Source organism: Streptomyces sp. NRRL B-1347, from assembly GCF_000720325.1.
Classification (GTDB): domain Bacteria; phylum Actinomycetota; class Actinomycetes; order Streptomycetales; family Streptomycetaceae; genus Streptomyces.
Genome location: NZ_JOJM01000005.1, coordinates 85,592 through 99,257 on the forward strand (window position 1 = coordinate 85,592; position 13,666 = coordinate 99,257).

The 13,666-nt window shown below is 73.1% G+C and carries 16 protein-coding genes and 1 riboswitch; of the genes, 8 read left to right on the forward strand and 8 right to left on the reverse strand.

The genetic code is table 11. From position 1 onward, the window contains the following. The first annotated feature begins 16 nt into the window (after nucleotides 1-16). Nucleotides 17-1,261, forward strand: coding sequence for an MFS transporter (locus tag IG74_RS0107770; protein WP_078868656.1), 1,245 nt, complete (start codon nucleotides 17-19; stop codon nucleotides 1,259-1,261). 90 nt (nucleotides 1,262-1,351) lie between these two features. Here the strand turns inward: IG74_RS0107770 and IG74_RS0107775 are convergent, their stop codons facing one another. After that, nucleotides 1,352-1,975: a TetR/AcrR family transcriptional regulator gene (locus IG74_RS0107775; RefSeq protein ID WP_030671790.1), complete on the reverse strand. Its 624-nt coding sequence runs from the start codon at nucleotides 1,973-1,975 to the stop codon at nucleotides 1,352-1,354. A gap of 210 nt (nucleotides 1,976-2,185) precedes the next feature. Between IG74_RS0107775 and IG74_RS0107780 the strand changes: the two genes are divergently transcribed. Further along, nucleotides 2,186-3,406, forward strand: coding sequence for a cytochrome P450 family protein (locus IG74_RS0107780; RefSeq protein ID WP_030671792.1), 1,221 nt, complete (start codon nucleotides 2,186-2,188; stop codon nucleotides 3,404-3,406). Between the two features lie 79 nt (nucleotides 3,407-3,485). Next, nucleotides 3,486-3,609, forward strand: a riboswitch (cobalamin riboswitch). Between the two features lie 62 nt (nucleotides 3,610-3,671). Then, nucleotides 3,672-4,079, forward strand: a complete 408-nt coding sequence (locus IG74_RS0107785) for a (2Fe-2S) ferredoxin domain-containing protein (protein ID WP_234334267.1) — start codon at nucleotides 3,672-3,674, stop codon at nucleotides 4,077-4,079. Here IG74_RS0107785 and IG74_RS0107790 read toward each other — a convergent pair. Then, nucleotides 4,048-4,986, reverse strand: coding sequence for a cobalamin-binding protein (locus IG74_RS0107790; protein WP_030671798.1), 939 nt, complete (start codon nucleotides 4,984-4,986; stop codon nucleotides 4,048-4,050). The genes IG74_RS0107785 and IG74_RS0107790 overlap by 32 nt on opposite strands. A gap of 125 nt (nucleotides 4,987-5,111) precedes the next feature. Between IG74_RS0107790 and IG74_RS0107795 the strand changes: the two genes are divergently transcribed. The 3 genes from IG74_RS0107795 to IG74_RS0107805 all read left to right on the forward strand — a co-directional run bounded on the left by IG74_RS0107795 (nucleotide 5,112) and on the right by IG74_RS0107805 (nucleotide 8,544). Then, on the forward strand, nucleotides 5,112-6,074 hold the full coding sequence (locus IG74_RS0107795; RefSeq protein ID WP_051854684.1) for an SMP-30/gluconolactonase/LRE family protein: 963 nt from the start codon (nucleotides 5,112-5,114) through the stop codon (nucleotides 6,072-6,074). A gap of 114 nt (nucleotides 6,075-6,188) precedes the next feature. Then, nucleotides 6,189-6,746, forward strand: coding sequence for a PadR family transcriptional regulator (locus tag IG74_RS0107800; RefSeq protein ID WP_030671801.1), 558 nt, complete (start codon nucleotides 6,189-6,191; stop codon nucleotides 6,744-6,746). A gap of 73 nt (nucleotides 6,747-6,819) precedes the next feature. Further along, on the forward strand, nucleotides 6,820-8,544 hold the full coding sequence (locus IG74_RS0107805) for an acyl-CoA dehydrogenase family protein (RefSeq protein ID WP_030671804.1): 1,725 nt from the start codon (nucleotides 6,820-6,822) through the stop codon (nucleotides 8,542-8,544). A 54-nt stretch (nucleotides 8,545-8,598) separates the two neighbouring features. Here the strand turns inward: IG74_RS0107805 and IG74_RS0107810 are convergent, their stop codons facing one another. From IG74_RS0107810 to IG74_RS0107825, 4 genes are all read right to left on the reverse strand, one after another. Beyond that, a complete protein-coding gene (locus IG74_RS0107810) occupies nucleotides 8,599-9,027 on the reverse strand; it encodes an RNHCP domain-containing protein (protein WP_030671807.1) in 429 nt (142 codons plus the stop codon). Nucleotides 9,028-9,053: 26 nt separating this feature from the next. Beyond that, a complete protein-coding gene (locus tag IG74_RS0107815) occupies nucleotides 9,054-9,437 on the reverse strand; it encodes an RNHCP domain-containing protein (RefSeq protein ID WP_030671809.1) in 384 nt (127 codons plus the stop codon). Nucleotides 9,438-9,749: 312 nt separating this feature from the next. Beyond that, nucleotides 9,750-10,082, reverse strand: a complete 333-nt coding sequence (locus IG74_RS0107820) for a hypothetical protein (protein WP_030671812.1) — start codon at nucleotides 10,080-10,082, stop codon at nucleotides 9,750-9,752. A 151-nt stretch (nucleotides 10,083-10,233) separates the two neighbouring features. Beyond that, nucleotides 10,234-10,674: a Fur family transcriptional regulator gene (locus tag IG74_RS0107825; protein WP_030671815.1), complete on the reverse strand. Its 441-nt coding sequence runs from the start codon at nucleotides 10,672-10,674 to the stop codon at nucleotides 10,234-10,236. Nucleotides 10,675-10,940: 266 nt separating this feature from the next. On the opposite strand from IG74_RS0107825, the gene IG74_RS0107830 reads away from it, so the two are divergent. Both IG74_RS0107830 and IG74_RS0107835 read left to right on the forward strand, forming a co-directional pair. Then, nucleotides 10,941-11,150, forward strand: a complete 210-nt coding sequence (locus tag IG74_RS0107830; RefSeq protein ID WP_030671817.1) for a DUF2180 family protein — start codon at nucleotides 10,941-10,943, stop codon at nucleotides 11,148-11,150. Between the two features lie 72 nt (nucleotides 11,151-11,222). Then, complete coding sequence (locus IG74_RS0107835) at nucleotides 11,223-12,479, forward strand: MFS transporter (RefSeq protein WP_051854685.1); 1,257 nt, start codon at nucleotides 11,223-11,225, stop codon at nucleotides 12,477-12,479. Nucleotides 12,480-12,539: 60 nt separating this feature from the next. Here the strand turns inward: IG74_RS0107835 and IG74_RS0107840 are convergent, their stop codons facing one another. Then, nucleotides 12,540-12,953 carry a peptidase inhibitor family I36 protein gene (locus IG74_RS0107840; protein ID WP_051854686.1) on the reverse strand — a complete coding sequence of 138 codons (414 nt, stop codon included), beginning with the start codon at nucleotides 12,951-12,953 and terminating at the stop codon, nucleotides 12,540-12,542. Nucleotides 12,954-13,066: 113 nt separating this feature from the next. Then, nucleotides 13,067-13,441 (reverse strand): hypothetical protein, encoded by a 375-nt coding sequence (locus IG74_RS0107845; protein ID WP_030671825.1) that lies wholly within the window; start codon nucleotides 13,439-13,441, stop codon nucleotides 13,067-13,069. Between the last annotated feature and the right edge of the window lie 225 nt (nucleotides 13,442-13,666).

Genomic DNA, 13,666 nt, shown 5'->3' on the forward strand with positions numbered 1-13,666 from the left:
TACCGATAGGACTCCGATGGCTGTCGCACACCCGACCACGCGCAGGACCGCCGTCCTGACCTTCGGCGTCGCCGTGGCGCTCATCGCCGGTGCGACCCTGGGCAACGGCGGGGCGAACCTGATGCCCCTCTTCGTCGACGACTTCTCCTCGCGGTTCGCGCTCGGGGACTCCGGTGCGGGACTCGTCGGCGCGACCCAGCTCATGGCCACCGCGGTCGTCACCCTGCGCCTCGCCGCACGGGCCGCGCGGCCCGGCCGCGTCCGCATGGCCCGCACCGGCCTCGCCATCGCCTGCGCGGGCTTCGTCGGAGCGACCGCGGCGAGCGACCTGCCGACCCTGATCCTGGCGAACCTCGTCATCGGCGGCGGGCTCGGCGCGGTCTACGCGGCGGCCACGGCCGCGATCGCCGCCACCGACGACGCCGACAAGGCGTCCGCGGTCACCATCGTGGGCACGGTGGCCGTGACCGCCCTGCTGATCATGGCGGTGCCCGGGGCCAACCACGGCCTGGGGGAGGGGACCGGCTTCCTGGTCATGGCGCTGTGGTGCCTGCTCGCCTGGCCCCTGGTGCGCGGGCTCCCCGAAGGACCGGCCACGCCGGCGCCCGCGCCGGGCGCTGCCGAAGGACCGGCCACGACGACCGCCGCGGCCGCCACGCGGACCGGGGCCGCCACCCCCTCGTGGGTCCTGCTGGGCGCGATCGCACTGCTGTGGGCCGTCACCCAGGGCGCCTGGGCGTACGCCTCGGTCTTCGGCCGCGAGCACACGGGCATGTCGACCTCGGCCGTGTCGATGGTCCTCGCCGTGTCCAGCGTGGTGGCCCTCGCCGGTGCCGTGCTCGGCCCGACCGCCGCCCGCCGCTTCGGCCGTACGCGGTCCCTGGCCGCCTTCATCACGGCGCAGGCCCTGTCGATGGCGGTCCTGGTGCTCACGCACGACCCGGTGCTCTTCGTCGTCGCGGCCGTCCTCTGGCAGGCCTGTCAGCTGGCCGTCCTGGTGCAGACCCTCGCGGCCGCGGCGCTCCTCGACCCGAGCGGCCGCCTGGTGGCCTCCCTCAGCGGAGCGAGCGCGCTGGGCACCGGCATCGGCCCGCTTGCCGTCGGCGGCGTCCTGGACACGGCGGGCGCCGGGGTGCTCAGCGCGCTTCTGGCCCTCGGCACCCTCGTCGCCTCGCTGCCTCCGCTGAGGATGACGGTCGCCAGCGCGGCCGCCGACCGCGGGCAGCAGCCCGAGCCCGCTCCGCCGGCCAAGGCCCGCTGAGCACCTGTCACCCCCGAGGCCCTACGGGCCACACGCGAAGCGGCCACCTCCCCCGATTCCGATCGGGGGAGGTGGCCGCTTCGCGTGCTGTCAGGCGTCGGCGGCCCGCGCGGCGCCGAGCGTGCCGCCCGCCAGAGCGGCGGCGCTGGCGGCCAGGGCCTGCACGATGTGCAGTTCGGCCTCCTCGTCGGGCAGGGCAAGGCGCTGCAGGATGAGCCCGTCGAAACCGGCGAGCAGGAAGCGCGCGATGGTGTCGGCGGGCACGGAGAGCTGCTGGCCGGTGCGCTCCGCCGCCTCGGTCACCAGCTGCGCCGTCGTGTCGTGCACCTCGCGGAAATGGCTCTCCAGAGCCTCGTGCAGCGCCGGTGTCCGCAGGGCGAACATGGTCAGTTCGGTGAGCAGCTGATGGCTGGTGGGCTGCTCGCGCACGGTGCGCCACAGCGCCCCGGCGAGGGTGGCGACCGTCTCCTCGAAACCGGCATCCGTCGGCGAGGACTCCCTGACCTGCGCCACCATGTCCTGGCTGAGCTGCCGCATGACGGCGCGGTACAGATCCTCCTTGGTGCCGAAGGTGTAGTGCACCGTCGCCTGCGCGACACCGAGTTCGGCGGCGATGGCGCGGGTGCTTCCTGCGGCGACGCCCTCCCTGGTCATGAGGGCGATGGCCGCTTTGATCAGCTGGGGGCGGCGCTCGGCCGCGGTTACATGAGCCATGCGTACATAGTAGCGACATAGTCGACCGAGTAAGTCGAGTGAACAACTCCGCCGGAAGGCCCCTGCGGCCCACCGGACGGGTGCCCCGCGCACTCTTCTCCGGGCCCGTGCCTGACCGTACGATCCAGTCGCCGCCCCGTGCAGGCACGTACGGCCAGGCGCACGCGCTCCACGATCGACCCCGTCGTCGACCCCTGTCAGAGGTGACCCGTGGACACCCAGACCCCCCTCATCCGCCTCGACGCGAGCGCCGGTGACATCCACGGCGAGAACGACAGGCTCCGCGCGATCGGCCCCGCCGTGCGGGTGCGCCTTCCCGGCGGCGTGCCCGCCTGGGTCATCACCCGCCACGACCTGCTCCAGGAGCTTCTCGCGGACCCCCGTACGGCCAAGGACCCGGCGCACTGGTCCGCGTTGCGCGCGGGAGAAGTGCCGGAGGGGTGGCCGCTGATCAGCATGGTCACCAACCGCGGCATGACCACCGCCGACGGCGAGGAGCACCGCCGTCTGCGCGAGCTGGTCGCACAGGCCTTCACCGCGCGGCGCGTCAGCGCGATGCGGCCCCGCGTCGAGGCGATCACGCTGCGCCTCCTCGACGCCCTCGCCGAGCACGGCGACGCCGCCGTGGACCTGCGCCGCCACTTCGCCTATCCGCTGCCCATGGCGGTCATCGGCGACCTCCTCGGCGTGCCCGAGGAGCGCTTCGACGCGTTCCGGAACCTCTCCGCGAGCCTGACCAGCAGCGTCACCACGCCCGATGAGACCGTCGCCACCCAGCGACGCCTGCACGCACTCCTGACCGACCTCGTCGCCGAACGGCGGGAGCGGCCGCGGGAAGACCTGACCAGCCATCTGATCGCCGCGCGCGACGACGGCGACCGCCTCTCGGAGCCGGAGCTGATCGGCACCCTCGTCCTGGTCCTCGTCGCGGGCCACGGCACCACCCTCAACCTGATCACCAACGCGACCGCCGCCCTGCTCACCCACCCCGAGCAGCGCGCCGCCGTCACGACCGGGCAACGGCCGTGGGAGGCCGTGGTGGAGGAGACCCTGCGGTGGGACTCGCCCGTCGCGCACTTCCCGCTGCGCTACGCCCTCGACGACATCGCCGTCGGGAACGTCGTGATCCCGCGCGGCGAAGCCATCCTCGCCTCGTACGCGGCCGCGGGCCGCGACCCCGGCCGATTCGGCCCCGACGCCGCCGAGTTCGACGTCGCACGCCCCCGGCCGAGACACCTGTCCTTCGGGCACGGCCCGCACTACTGCCTCGGCGCGGCCCTGGCGCGCCTGGAGGCGGGCATCGCCCTGCCGGCCCTGTTCCAGCGGTTCCCGCACCTCGACCTCGCCGTCCCCCGCGCCGAGTTGGTGCCGCTGCCGTCCTTCGTCAGCAACAGCGTCCAGGCCCTGCCGGTCACCCTGTACGGCAGGTAGCGCGGACCCCGAAGCGAGACCCCCGGGCGGCACCGTACGGCCGGATGGAATGATGACGGCGACAAGGCGACGGCGGTCCGAGGAAGCCGGTGTGAATCCGGCGCGGTCCCGCCACTGTGATCGGCGAGCACGTCCCGACTTGCCACTGCCCCGCGAGGGGTGGGAAGGCCGGAACGGGCATCGACCCGAGAGCCAGGAGACTCACGCGGTCGCCTCCTCCACGGAACACCGGGGCGGATCTCCCCGGAGAGAGGCAGGACGCGGCATGCCCGCAAGACCGGTCGGTAAGTCAGCAGGTATCGCGGGGAGTTCCCGGGCGGCCACCGCCCCGGCACCCTGCCGGGTCGTCGTGTGCAGGGACTGCTGCTGCGGCAGCCCGAAGGTGACCGGCGTCGACCACGCCGCGCAGACCGCGCGCCTGCGGGCCGAGGCGCCCGTGCGCGTCTCCGCCTGCCTGGACGTGTGCGACCAGGCCAACGTCATCGTGGTCCAGCCCTCCGCCGCGGGCCGGGCGGCCGGCGCCCGGCCGGTGTGGCTCGGCCTGGTCAACGACGCGGACGCGACCGAGGACATCGTCGCCTGGGTCCGCGCCGGAGGCCCCGGCGTCGCCCCGCGACCGGAGATCCTCGACCTGTACGCCTTCACCCCGCCGCGCCGCCGCGCGGTGTCCTGAGCGGGCGCGCCTCGGCCGCGGACACCGCCGCCCCGGCCCGCACCCCGTGCAGGACGTGGGCCAGCACCTCCGCCCCGCGCACGACGCGCGGGCCGGGGCGGTTGAAGTACGCGGGCCCGTCCAGGACCCAGACGCGCCCGGACCGGACGGCGGGCAGCTCGGACCAGCCGGGCAGCCCGATGAGCAGGTCCGACTCGCGCAGCGTCCGCTCGGGCGGAAAGCCGCACGGCAGGACGAGCAGCACCTCGGGCCGGGCGGCGCGCACCGCGTCCCACGCCATGGGCCCGGTGTGCTCGCCGGGCGCGGCGAGGAGCGGTTCGCCCCCGGCGGCGGCGATCTGCTCGGGCACCCAGTGCCCGGCGGGCCACAGCGGATCCAGCCACTCGACGGCGACCACCCGGGGCCGCTCGCGTCCGGCGGTCCGCTCGCGCACCCGCTCCAGGCGGGCCCGCAGTGCGGCCCGGCGCTGCTCGGCGCGCTCCCGCACCCCGAGCACGGAGCCGACGGTGACCAGGCAGTCCAGCACGTCGTCGAGGGTGCGCGGCTCCAGGCTCAGGACGCGGGTGTCCGCGTCCAGGAGCCGCACGGTGCGGCTGACCCTCTCGTACGACACCGCGCACACGTCGCACAGGTCCTGCGTGAGGACCACGTCGGGCCGCAGGGCCGCGAGCGCGTCGGCGTCGAGGGTGTACAGCGAGGACCCGGAGTGCGCCGAGCCGCCCACCGCGTCGGAGATCTCACGGCTGCTCAAGGCGGTCTGATCCAGGTCGGCACCGGTCACCACGGGCACGGACGCCACCTCGCGCGGCGGCCAGTCGCACTCGTGGGTGCGCCCGACGAGCCGCTCCACCAGGCCGAGTTCGGCGACGACGTCGGTGGCGGCGGGAAGCAGGGACACGATGCGCATGCACCGACCCTAGGGCCTGCCCGGCGGGCCGGTGTGTCCGACCCGACGCCTCCCGGCTGTGGTGCTCGCAGCCCGCGGACCCGATACTTCGCCGGGCAGCTGGACCCGACGACGGAGGGGAACCGATGACGTTGAAGGTGAGCAGGGAGCCGCGCGGAGTCTTACGCGGGCCGGGCCGCGGCATCGTGTCGCTGGCCCTGCTGGCCGCGGCAGCGGGCGTGCTCGCACCCGCCCACGCGGCCGCGGCACCGGCCTGTGCCGCCACGGGACAGGGAGCGCCGGTCCAGGTGGCGCGCATCCCCGACTGGGTCGAGTCGATCGTCGTCGACAAGCGCGGGCGGATGTTCGCCACCGCGTACTTCACCGGCCGCGTCTACCGGATCGACGCGCCGGGCCGCACTCCCGTACCCCTCACCGGGGACGTGGGCGCCAACGGCGGGATCGTCGTGCGGGACGACGGCCGCCTCCTGGTCGGCACCGGCAACGACCTCCTGCACTCGCTCACCGGCGACGTGCTGCCCAGGTCGAAGCTCCTCCTCGTGGACCCGGACACCGGCGACGTCAGCACGTACGCCACCGGGCTCGGCGGCATCGACGGCGTCGCCCTCGCGGCCGACGGCACCGTGTACACCACGACCCTGGGCGGGCGGAACATCGGCCGCGTCACGCCGGACGGCGAGGTCGACCCCGCCTGGGCCCGGGTGCCCCAGTCCAACGGGATCGCCGTGTCCCCGGACGGGAATCACGTCTACGTCATCCAGACCACCGTCGCCCCGGGCCTCTACCGGATCCCGGTCGACGACCCGGCACACCCCAGGCGCTGGGTCTCGGTGGCCCCCTCCGACGTCCTCGCGCTCCCCGACGGACTCACCCTCGACAGCAAGGGGCGGCCGCTGATCAGCACGCACGCGGCGGGGCAGATCTGGCGCGTCGAGGAAGGGCGCCTGTGCGCCGTGGAATCGGGCCTTCCGCTCTCCACCCAGGTCACCTACGGCCACGGCGACCGCGGCTTCCCCGCGGGCAGGCTCTACCGGGCGGGCGTCGACGGGAAGATCTACGAAGTGCCCGCGGGCGCCGAACCCTCGTAGTCGGTCGGATCCGGGATGCCTCGCCCGCGGGCGGGGCATCCCGTCCGGGTGAGCCGTGTCTCACCTGGGCGGCGCCGCTTGTCTATGCAACGAGTTGCATAGAAGGATTCGGGCATGGCGCTTGAGCACGCGATCCTCGTCTCCCTCCTTGAGCAGCCGGGCTCCGGTTACGAGCTGGCCCGGCGGTTCGACCGGTCCATCGGCTACTTCTGGACCGCCACGCACCAGCAGATCTACCGCGTCCTCAAGCGCATGGAGAGCGACGCCTGGATCGAGGCCCGCGAGGTGGCGCAGCAGGACCGGCCGGACAAGAAGGAGTACTCCGTCGCGGCCCTCGGCCGCGCCGCGCTCTCCGGGTGGCTGCACGAGCCGATCGAACCCGAGAGCGTCCGGCACGAGCTGGCCGTGAAGATCCGTGGCGCGGCCTTCGACGACCCGGCAGCGCTGATCCGCGAGGTGCGGCGCTACCGGCAGGCGCACGCCGACCGGCTCGGGCACTACCTCGCGGGGGAGCGGCGCGACTTCACCGGACCCGAGGCCCCCGAAGCGCTCGACGACCGGCAGGAGCTCCAGCACGTCGTGCTGCGCGGCGGCATCGCGTACGAACAGATGACGCTCGCCTGGCTCGACGACGTGATCGCCACCCTCGAACGGCTCGGCGCCCGGCGCTGACGCACCCACCGCTCTCCCCCTTGCGTCACCTTCCCCACCTTCCTCGACCTCTGAGCCGGAAAGGCGAATGGCCATGGCCGACCCGCTGCTGTTCAACCCTCACACGTACGACCCGAAGCACTTCGACGCGGAGACCCGCAGGCTGCTGCGGGCGACCGTCGACTGGTTCGAGGCGCGCGGCAAGCGCCGGCTGATCGAGGACTACCGCTCCCGCGCCTGGCTCGCGGACTTCCTGGAGTTCTCCGCCAAGGAAGGGCTGTTCGCCACCTTCCTCACCCCCGCGTCCGCCGCCGGGCAGGACGAGGGCGACAAGCGCTGGGACACCGCCCGGATCGCCGCCCTCAACGAGATCTTCGGCTTCTACGGCCTCGACTACTGGTACGCGTGGCAGGTCACCATCCTCGGCCTCGGCCCGGTCTGGCAGAGCGACAACGCCGCCGCCCGCGCCCGCGCCGCCGAACTCCTCGCTCAGGGCGAGGTGTTCGCCTTCGGCCTGTCCGAGAAGTCGCACGGCGCCGACATCTACTCCACCGACATGCTCCTGGAGCCGGACGGCGACGGCGGCTTCCGCGCCAGCGGCTCCAAGTACTACATCGGCAACGGCAACGCCGCGGGCCTCGTCTCCGTCTTCGGCCGCCGCACCGACGTGGAGGGCCCCGACGGCTACGTCTTCTTCGCCGCCGACAGTCGTCACGAGGCGTACCACCTGGTGAAGAACGTCGTGGACTCCTCGAAGTACGTCAGCGAGTTCCGGCTCGACGACTACCCGGTCAGGGCCGAGGACATCCTGCACACCGGCCGCGCCGCCTTCGACGCCGCCCTCAACACCGTCAACGTCGGCAAGTTCAACCTCTGCACCGGCGCGATCGGCATCTGCGAGCACGCGATGTACGAGGCCGTCACCCACGCCCAGAACCGCATCCTCTACGGCCGCCCCGTCACCGCGTTCCCGCACGTGCGCCGCGAGCTGACCGACGCCTACGTCCGCCTCGTCGGGATGAAGCTGTTCAGCGACCGCGCCGTGGACTACTTCCGCTCGGCCGGGCCCGACGACCGCCGCTACCTCCTCTTCAACCCGATGACGAAGATGAAGGTGACCACGGAGGGCGAGAAGGTCATCGACCTGATGTGGGACGTCATCGCGGCCAAGGGCTTCGAGAAGGACACCTACTTCGCCCAGGCCGCCACCGAGATCCGGGGCCTGCCGAAGCTGGAGGGCACGGTCCACGTCAACCTCGCGCTGATCCTGAAGTTCATGGGCAACCACCTGCTGAACCCGGCCGATTACGCGCCCGTGCCGACCCGCCTGGACGCGGCCGACGACGCCTTCCTCTTCCGGCAGGGCCCGGCCCGGGGCCTCGGCTCCATCCGCTTCCACGACTGGCGCGCCGCCTACGACGCGTACGCCGACGTGCCCAACGTCGCCCGATTCCGCGAACAGGCCGACGCCCTCTGCACGTTCGTCACCACGGCCGCCCCGGACGAGGAGCAGAGCCGCGACCTCGATCTGCTCCTCGCCGTCGGCCAGCTGTTCGCGCTCGTGGTGCACGGGCAGCTGATCCTGGAGCAGGCGCGCCTGACCGGCCTGGAGCAGGACGTGCTCGACGAGCTCTTCGCCGTCCTCGTACGGGACTTCTCCGGGTACGCCGTCGAGCTGCACGGCAAGGACTCCGCCACCGCCGAGCAGCAGAGCTGGGCCCTCGGCGCGGTCCGTCGCCCGGTCGTCGACGACGCCCGCTCGGCGCGCGTCTGGGCGCGCGTCGAGGCGCTGTCCGGTACGTACGAGATGGCGCCGTAGCTCCCGGAGCCGTGCGGGTACGGGGCCGCCGTGGGGACACGGCGGCCCCGGCCGTCACAGGGTGAGGAGCGTGCGGCTCGCCACCCCGGTGTCCTGGAGCGGCTTGAGGGCCAGGCGCACCAGGGCCAGCGCGTTGTCGTCGCCCGCGACGCGGTTGGCGCTGAGTTCGCCGCACGTCAGGCACTCGTGGATGAGCATCCACTCGCCGTCCGGGCGCGCGGTCATGGTCAGCGCCTCCATGCGGCCGCGGCAGGGTGAGGCGCGGTCGCCGGGGACGCGGTGGTCGACGTGCAGGCTGGCCAGGCAGTGCGGGCAGTGATTGCGGTGCCCGGTGCCCGGCGCGTCCAGGGACACGTCGAGCCGGCAGCCGACGCACCGGAAGTCGTGCGCGCGGTGGCCGCCCTGACCGTGCAGGACGTCCTTGTGCCGCTGCGGGCGGCGGCGCGCCGACGACGGCTCACGGGTGTTGTTGCGACGCGGCATGGCGGTCTCCTTCCCCTCGGTCCGGGTCACAGGGTCCCGAACGCTTCGAGCGGGAAGGGCGGTTGGGCGAGCGGCCGGACCGCCATGCGCATCAGGATGAGCTGGTTGTCGTCCGTGCGGACGGGGCTCGAGGTGAGCTCGTCGCAGCGCACGCAGCGGTGGATGACCCGCCAGTCGCCGGTCCGCAGGACGGCGATGGCTATCGGGGACATCCGCCCGCGGCACCGGCTGGTGCCGCCCTCGACGTGGTCGGTGAGGTGCTGCGAGTGCAGGCACGACGGGCAGTGGTCGCGCGGCACGCCGTCGGCGCTGGTGGCGGGCACGGTGAGGCCGCACCAGGCGCAGGCGAAGGTGCCGAGCTTGAGGGTGTTGTGGGCGTCGCTCTGACGAGCTCCGGTGGGGTGGGACACCCGGGATACTCCTTGCTGAGGGATGGAAAACGACAGCAAGAGCAGGCCGAGCGGCTTCGGCGGAATGAAGGCACCGGAATCCGGCGTCCGGCCGCCGCACGGGCGCGGCGGCAGAGGAAGCGGACGGTCAGACGGTGCGGCGAGGCGCGCTCGGCGCGACCCGGGGCATCAAGACACCTCTTTCAGGGGCACGCGGCCCGGTCGGCGATCAACAGTGCGAACGCCAGGTTAGCCACGCCGCCGTGGCGCGTGCCAACGAATTTCGGGCCGGACGGACGAGGGGCGGACGGGCGCGGGTCAGGCGGGCGCGGATCAGACGATGGGGTCGATAGTGACGTCTTCGACGGCGAACACGCACTTGGACTCGGACTTGGACTCCTTGGTGCCGCCTTGGGCGTTGGTCTGCCACGAGCCGTAGGACGTGAAGCCCGCCTTGCACTTCACCTTGGCCCGCCAGGTGACGTCCATGGTGCCGGTGCACTTCAGCGCCCCGTTCCCGTTCATGTCCGCTGAGGCGGTGCAGTCCAGGCTGCCGTAGCGGAACGTCTCGCCCGGTTTGACGGCCGAAGCGGTGGGGGCCATGAGCACCACGGTCGCGGCGAGCGCGGTGCCGACGGTGGCGAGCCTGCGGATCGAGAGTTTCATACCGTTTCCTCCCTGTTCTGACAGCTTCTAGAGCGTGCTGCCGGGAGGCACCCGGAGGCCAGGGGGCAGCGCCGGGGTGGGTCGGGAAACGTTCCCGGTTCGGACGGGAAGGGTGGCGGGGAGTGACGGTCGCTGGGCGTGAGGCCCTGAGTCAGCCGCGTGCCGGTCGGCAGTCCGCGCACACGCCCCACCAGATGATCTCCGCCTCGTCGACCGCGAAGCCGCGGTCGTCCCCGGGCGTCAGGCACGGGGCGTGGCCGACGGTGCAGTCGACGTCCTCGATGCGGCCGCAGGACCGGCAGACCAGATGGTGGTGGTTGTCGCCGACGCGGAGTTCGTAGCGGGTGGGGGAGCCCGCCGGTTCGATGCAGCGGATCAGCCGCGCCCGCGCGAGGTCGTCGAGGACGTTGTACAGGCCCTGCCGGGACAGGCTCCCGGAGGAGGGCGAGCCGTCGGCGGCGACGCCGATGCGACTCTCCAACTCGGCCGCCGTGGAGTGCGGATGGCCGTGCAGGGCGGTGAGCACGGCGCGACGCTGTGCCGTACTGCGCAGCCCCTTGGCCCTGAGCAGATCGGCCGCTCGCTGCTCCATGACGATGCACCCCCAGTTCCGTCCCGGAAGTCTAACGGGATCACGTCCGGCACCCTGAGCGCGACCCGATCCTAGAATTGACTCTGTCCAAACTAGCGGGCTACTGTCTCGTACGACGACGGACCGCCGACCGCCCGAGCCGATCGGCGAGCGAGAGCCGCCGCCCGCGACCCCACCCCTCTTCCGACGCGCCGCCCCGCCGGTTCCCGGGACACCCGTGCCCCGAACCGGGAGGCCACCGGCGCGCGACCCCGACGGAGATCCCCATGAAGTGCTACGACTGCGACCTCGACGGCAGGAGCGGCACCGCCGGCATCGGCATCTGCAGCCGCTGCAACCTGGTCGTCTGCGCCGACCACGGACACGTCACGCCGACCGTCCTCCATCAGCCCAGCGGCATGGGCAAGGCGACGCGGGACCGGCCGGGCCGCCGCGTCGTCTGCCACACGTGCCACGCGGCGGAGCGCTCCGCCTGAGCAGGGCCGATCCACCGCCACCTCCCTGACCGGCCGGGCCCTTCGGCCCCGTCACCCCCGAGGAAGTGCGTCGTGAACCCTCCCGCCGAGCCCGGAGCCACCACGTCCTCCGGCCCCGAAGCCGCAGCCGCGCCCGCCCCCGGACCCACTGCCGCCCGCCCCGCCCGCCGCCTGCTCCCGTACGCCCTGGCCGTCCTCCTGATCGGCCTGAACATGCGGCCCGTCATCGTGGCCGTCTCGGCCCTCCTGGACGACATCCGGCACGCCACCGGCCTGTCCAACGGCGCCGCGGGCGTCCTGTCGACGCTGCCGCTGATCTGCTTCGGCGTCTTCGCCCCGCTCGCGCCCCGCCTGGCCCGGCGCCACGGGATGGAGCGCACCCTCGTCGCCGTGCTCGTGGTGCTCCTGGCCGGGGCGGCCGTGCGCCTCGTGCCCGCCCTGCCCCCGCTGTTCGCCGGAACCCTCCTGATCGGCGCGGCCGTCGCCGTGGCCAACGTCGTCGTGACGGCACTGATCAAACGCGACTTCCACCGCCACGTCGGTCTGATGTCGGGCCTGCACTCGACGATGCTCGTCGGCGGCGGCGCCGTGGCGGCCGCCGCGACCGTACCGCTGCGCGACGGCCTCGGCCTCGACTGGTCCGGTGGGCTCGCCCTGTGGGGGCTGCTCGCGCTGGTCGCGGTGCTGGTGTGGGCGCCGCGCCTGCGTCGCGGCGGTCCCGCCCGCCGCGACGCCGCCGCGGGCGCGGGCGGATCGCTGTGGCGCGACCGGCTCGCCTGGGCCGTGGCCCTGTTCTACGCGTTCCAGTCCCTCATCTACTACACGGCCACCACCTGGCTGCCCTCCTTCTACATCTCCCACGGGTACTCCGAGGGCCGGGCGGGCGTGCTGCTCGCCGTCTGCATGGGCTTCGCGATGCTCACGTCCCTGCTGGTGCCCGTGCTCGCGCAGCGCTCGCGGCGGCAGAGTCATCTGGCCGTGCTCGGCAGCGCGCTGTGCGCCGTGGCGCTGATCGGGCTCACCGCCGCCCCGACCGGCGCCGCCGCCCTGTGGGCCGCGCTGCTCGGCCTCGGCCTGGGAGCCGTGCTGAGCCTGGGCATCGCCTTCATGTCGATGCGGGCCCGCACCACCGAGGAGGCCGGACTCCTGTCGGCGATGTCGCAGTGCGTGGGCTATCTGGTGGCCGCCGTCGGGCCCGCGCTCTTCGGCGCCGTACGGGACCTGAGCGGGCACTGGACCGCGGGCCTGGTCGGCCTGGTCGTCATCGCCGTGCCGATGGCCGTCGCCGGTGCGCTCGCCGGGCGCGGCGGGCACGTGCTGCCCCGCTGAGCACGGGAACGGGCCCGCACCCCGGGCAAGGGGGTGCGGGCCCGCGCCGGGGAGCCGGGTTCAGCAGCTCATGGCCCAGGTGTGGGAGTCGCCGTTGTCATTGGCCGCGCCGTTGTAGTTGACCTCCTGGCCCGGCGTGAGGCAGATGGTCATGTGGCCGCCCTGGCCGCTCGATGAGTAGACCTTGACGTGGTCCTTGATGCCGGGACCGGAGATGCCGTGGTTGGCCCAGGAGGAGTCCTCGTCGGCGATGTAGCTCTCCCACCAGCCGTCGTCCCCGGACCAGTTGGCGCGCTGGCCGTCGTAGTTGGCGTGTTCCCAGGCGCAGAAATGGCCGCTGGGACAGTCGGCGGCACCGGCGGGCGCGGCCGCGACCAAGCCGCCCGTCATCAGGAGGGCAGCCGCCGCCACGGCGGCGAGGAGACCGCGCCGTGCGGAGTTCTTGGGGGTGGTGGAGACGTTCTTCGTGCTCATGGGCGTGAGGGGCCTTTCTGTTCGCTTCGCTTGAACTTCTCGGGTGGTCGGGGTGGCCGCTCTTCGGGCTGCCGGGCGCGGGACGGGTGCGCCGGTGGCGGCCGCCGGGCCGGTCAGGCCGCCTGGCAGCCCTCGTCCGTGTGGGACACGCCGTCGATCCGCGATCCCCAGGACCAGTTGTCGCTGTAGTCGTACGGCCGGATCAGCCGGTAGAAGCAGTCGTGCCGTCCCCAGTCGATCGCGTACAGGTTCTGGTTGGCGTCCGAGCGGAACGAGGCCGTCTTGTCGTGGTGGGACTCGGGTACGTCCCGATAGCCCGGGGGCTTGTAGCAGAAGCCCGTGCCGTGCTGGCCCGGCTGGGTCCAGAAGCACACTTCGCCGGGGCCGCGCTCGACGCCGGGCCCGGCCGCCGACGCGGGAGCCGTCGCGAGCGCGGGGACCAGGGCGGTGACCAGGGCGGCGGTGGACAGGGCGAGTTTGCGGAGCATGGGCACCTTCGCATCGCTGGGAGAGACCCGTCCGAGGCTGCTGGGCGGGCACGGCCAGACTGCCCCCGGCGCGATCACGGCATTCGGGCGTTCACCCGAACGGCGGAGGTATGCGGGAGAAGAAGCCTTTCTGCGCATTCAGGGCGTAATGCCTTGGTGAACGCCCCTGGTCGGAAGGTGTGGCAATATCCCCCCTGCCTTCACTGAGTACAGTGTACGCTGTTC

Coding starts and splice junctions, on each gene's coding strand:
- IG74_RS0107770 (WP_078868656.1), top strand. CDS start 17: ATGGCTGTCGCACACCCGACCACGCGCAGGACCGCCGTCCTGACCTTC.
- IG74_RS0107775 (WP_030671790.1), bottom strand. CDS start 1,975: ATGGCTCATGTAACCGCGGCCGAGCGCCGCCCCCAGCTGATCAAAGCG.
- IG74_RS0107785 (WP_234334267.1), top strand. CDS start 3,672: ATGCCCGCAAGACCGGTCGGTAAGTCAGCAGGTATCGCGGGGAGTTCC.
- IG74_RS0107790 (WP_030671798.1), bottom strand. CDS start 4,986: ATGCGCATCGTGTCCCTGCTTCCCGCCGCCACCGACGTCGTCGCCGAA.
- IG74_RS0107795 (WP_051854684.1), top strand. CDS start 5,112: ATGACGTTGAAGGTGAGCAGGGAGCCGCGCGGAGTCTTACGCGGGCCG.
- IG74_RS0107800 (WP_030671801.1), top strand. CDS start 6,189: ATGGCGCTTGAGCACGCGATCCTCGTCTCCCTCCTTGAGCAGCCGGGC.
- IG74_RS0107805 (WP_030671804.1), top strand. CDS start 6,820: ATGGCCGACCCGCTGCTGTTCAACCCTCACACGTACGACCCGAAGCAC.
- IG74_RS0107810 (WP_030671807.1), bottom strand. CDS start 9,027: ATGCCGCGTCGCAACAACACCCGTGAGCCGTCGTCGGCGCGCCGCCGC.
- IG74_RS0107820 (WP_030671812.1), bottom strand. CDS start 10,082: ATGAAACTCTCGATCCGCAGGCTCGCCACCGTCGGCACCGCGCTCGCC.
- IG74_RS0107825 (WP_030671815.1), bottom strand. CDS start 10,674: ATGGAGCAGCGAGCGGCCGATCTGCTCAGGGCCAAGGGGCTGCGCAGT.
- IG74_RS0107830 (WP_030671817.1), top strand. CDS start 10,941: ATGAAGTGCTACGACTGCGACCTCGACGGCAGGAGCGGCACCGCCGGC.
- IG74_RS0107840 (WP_051854686.1), bottom strand. CDS start 12,953: ATGAGCACGAAGAACGTCTCCACCACCCCCAAGAACTCCGCACGGCGC.
- IG74_RS0107845 (WP_030671825.1), bottom strand. CDS start 13,441: ATGCTCCGCAAACTCGCCCTGTCCACCGCCGCCCTGGTCACCGCCCTG.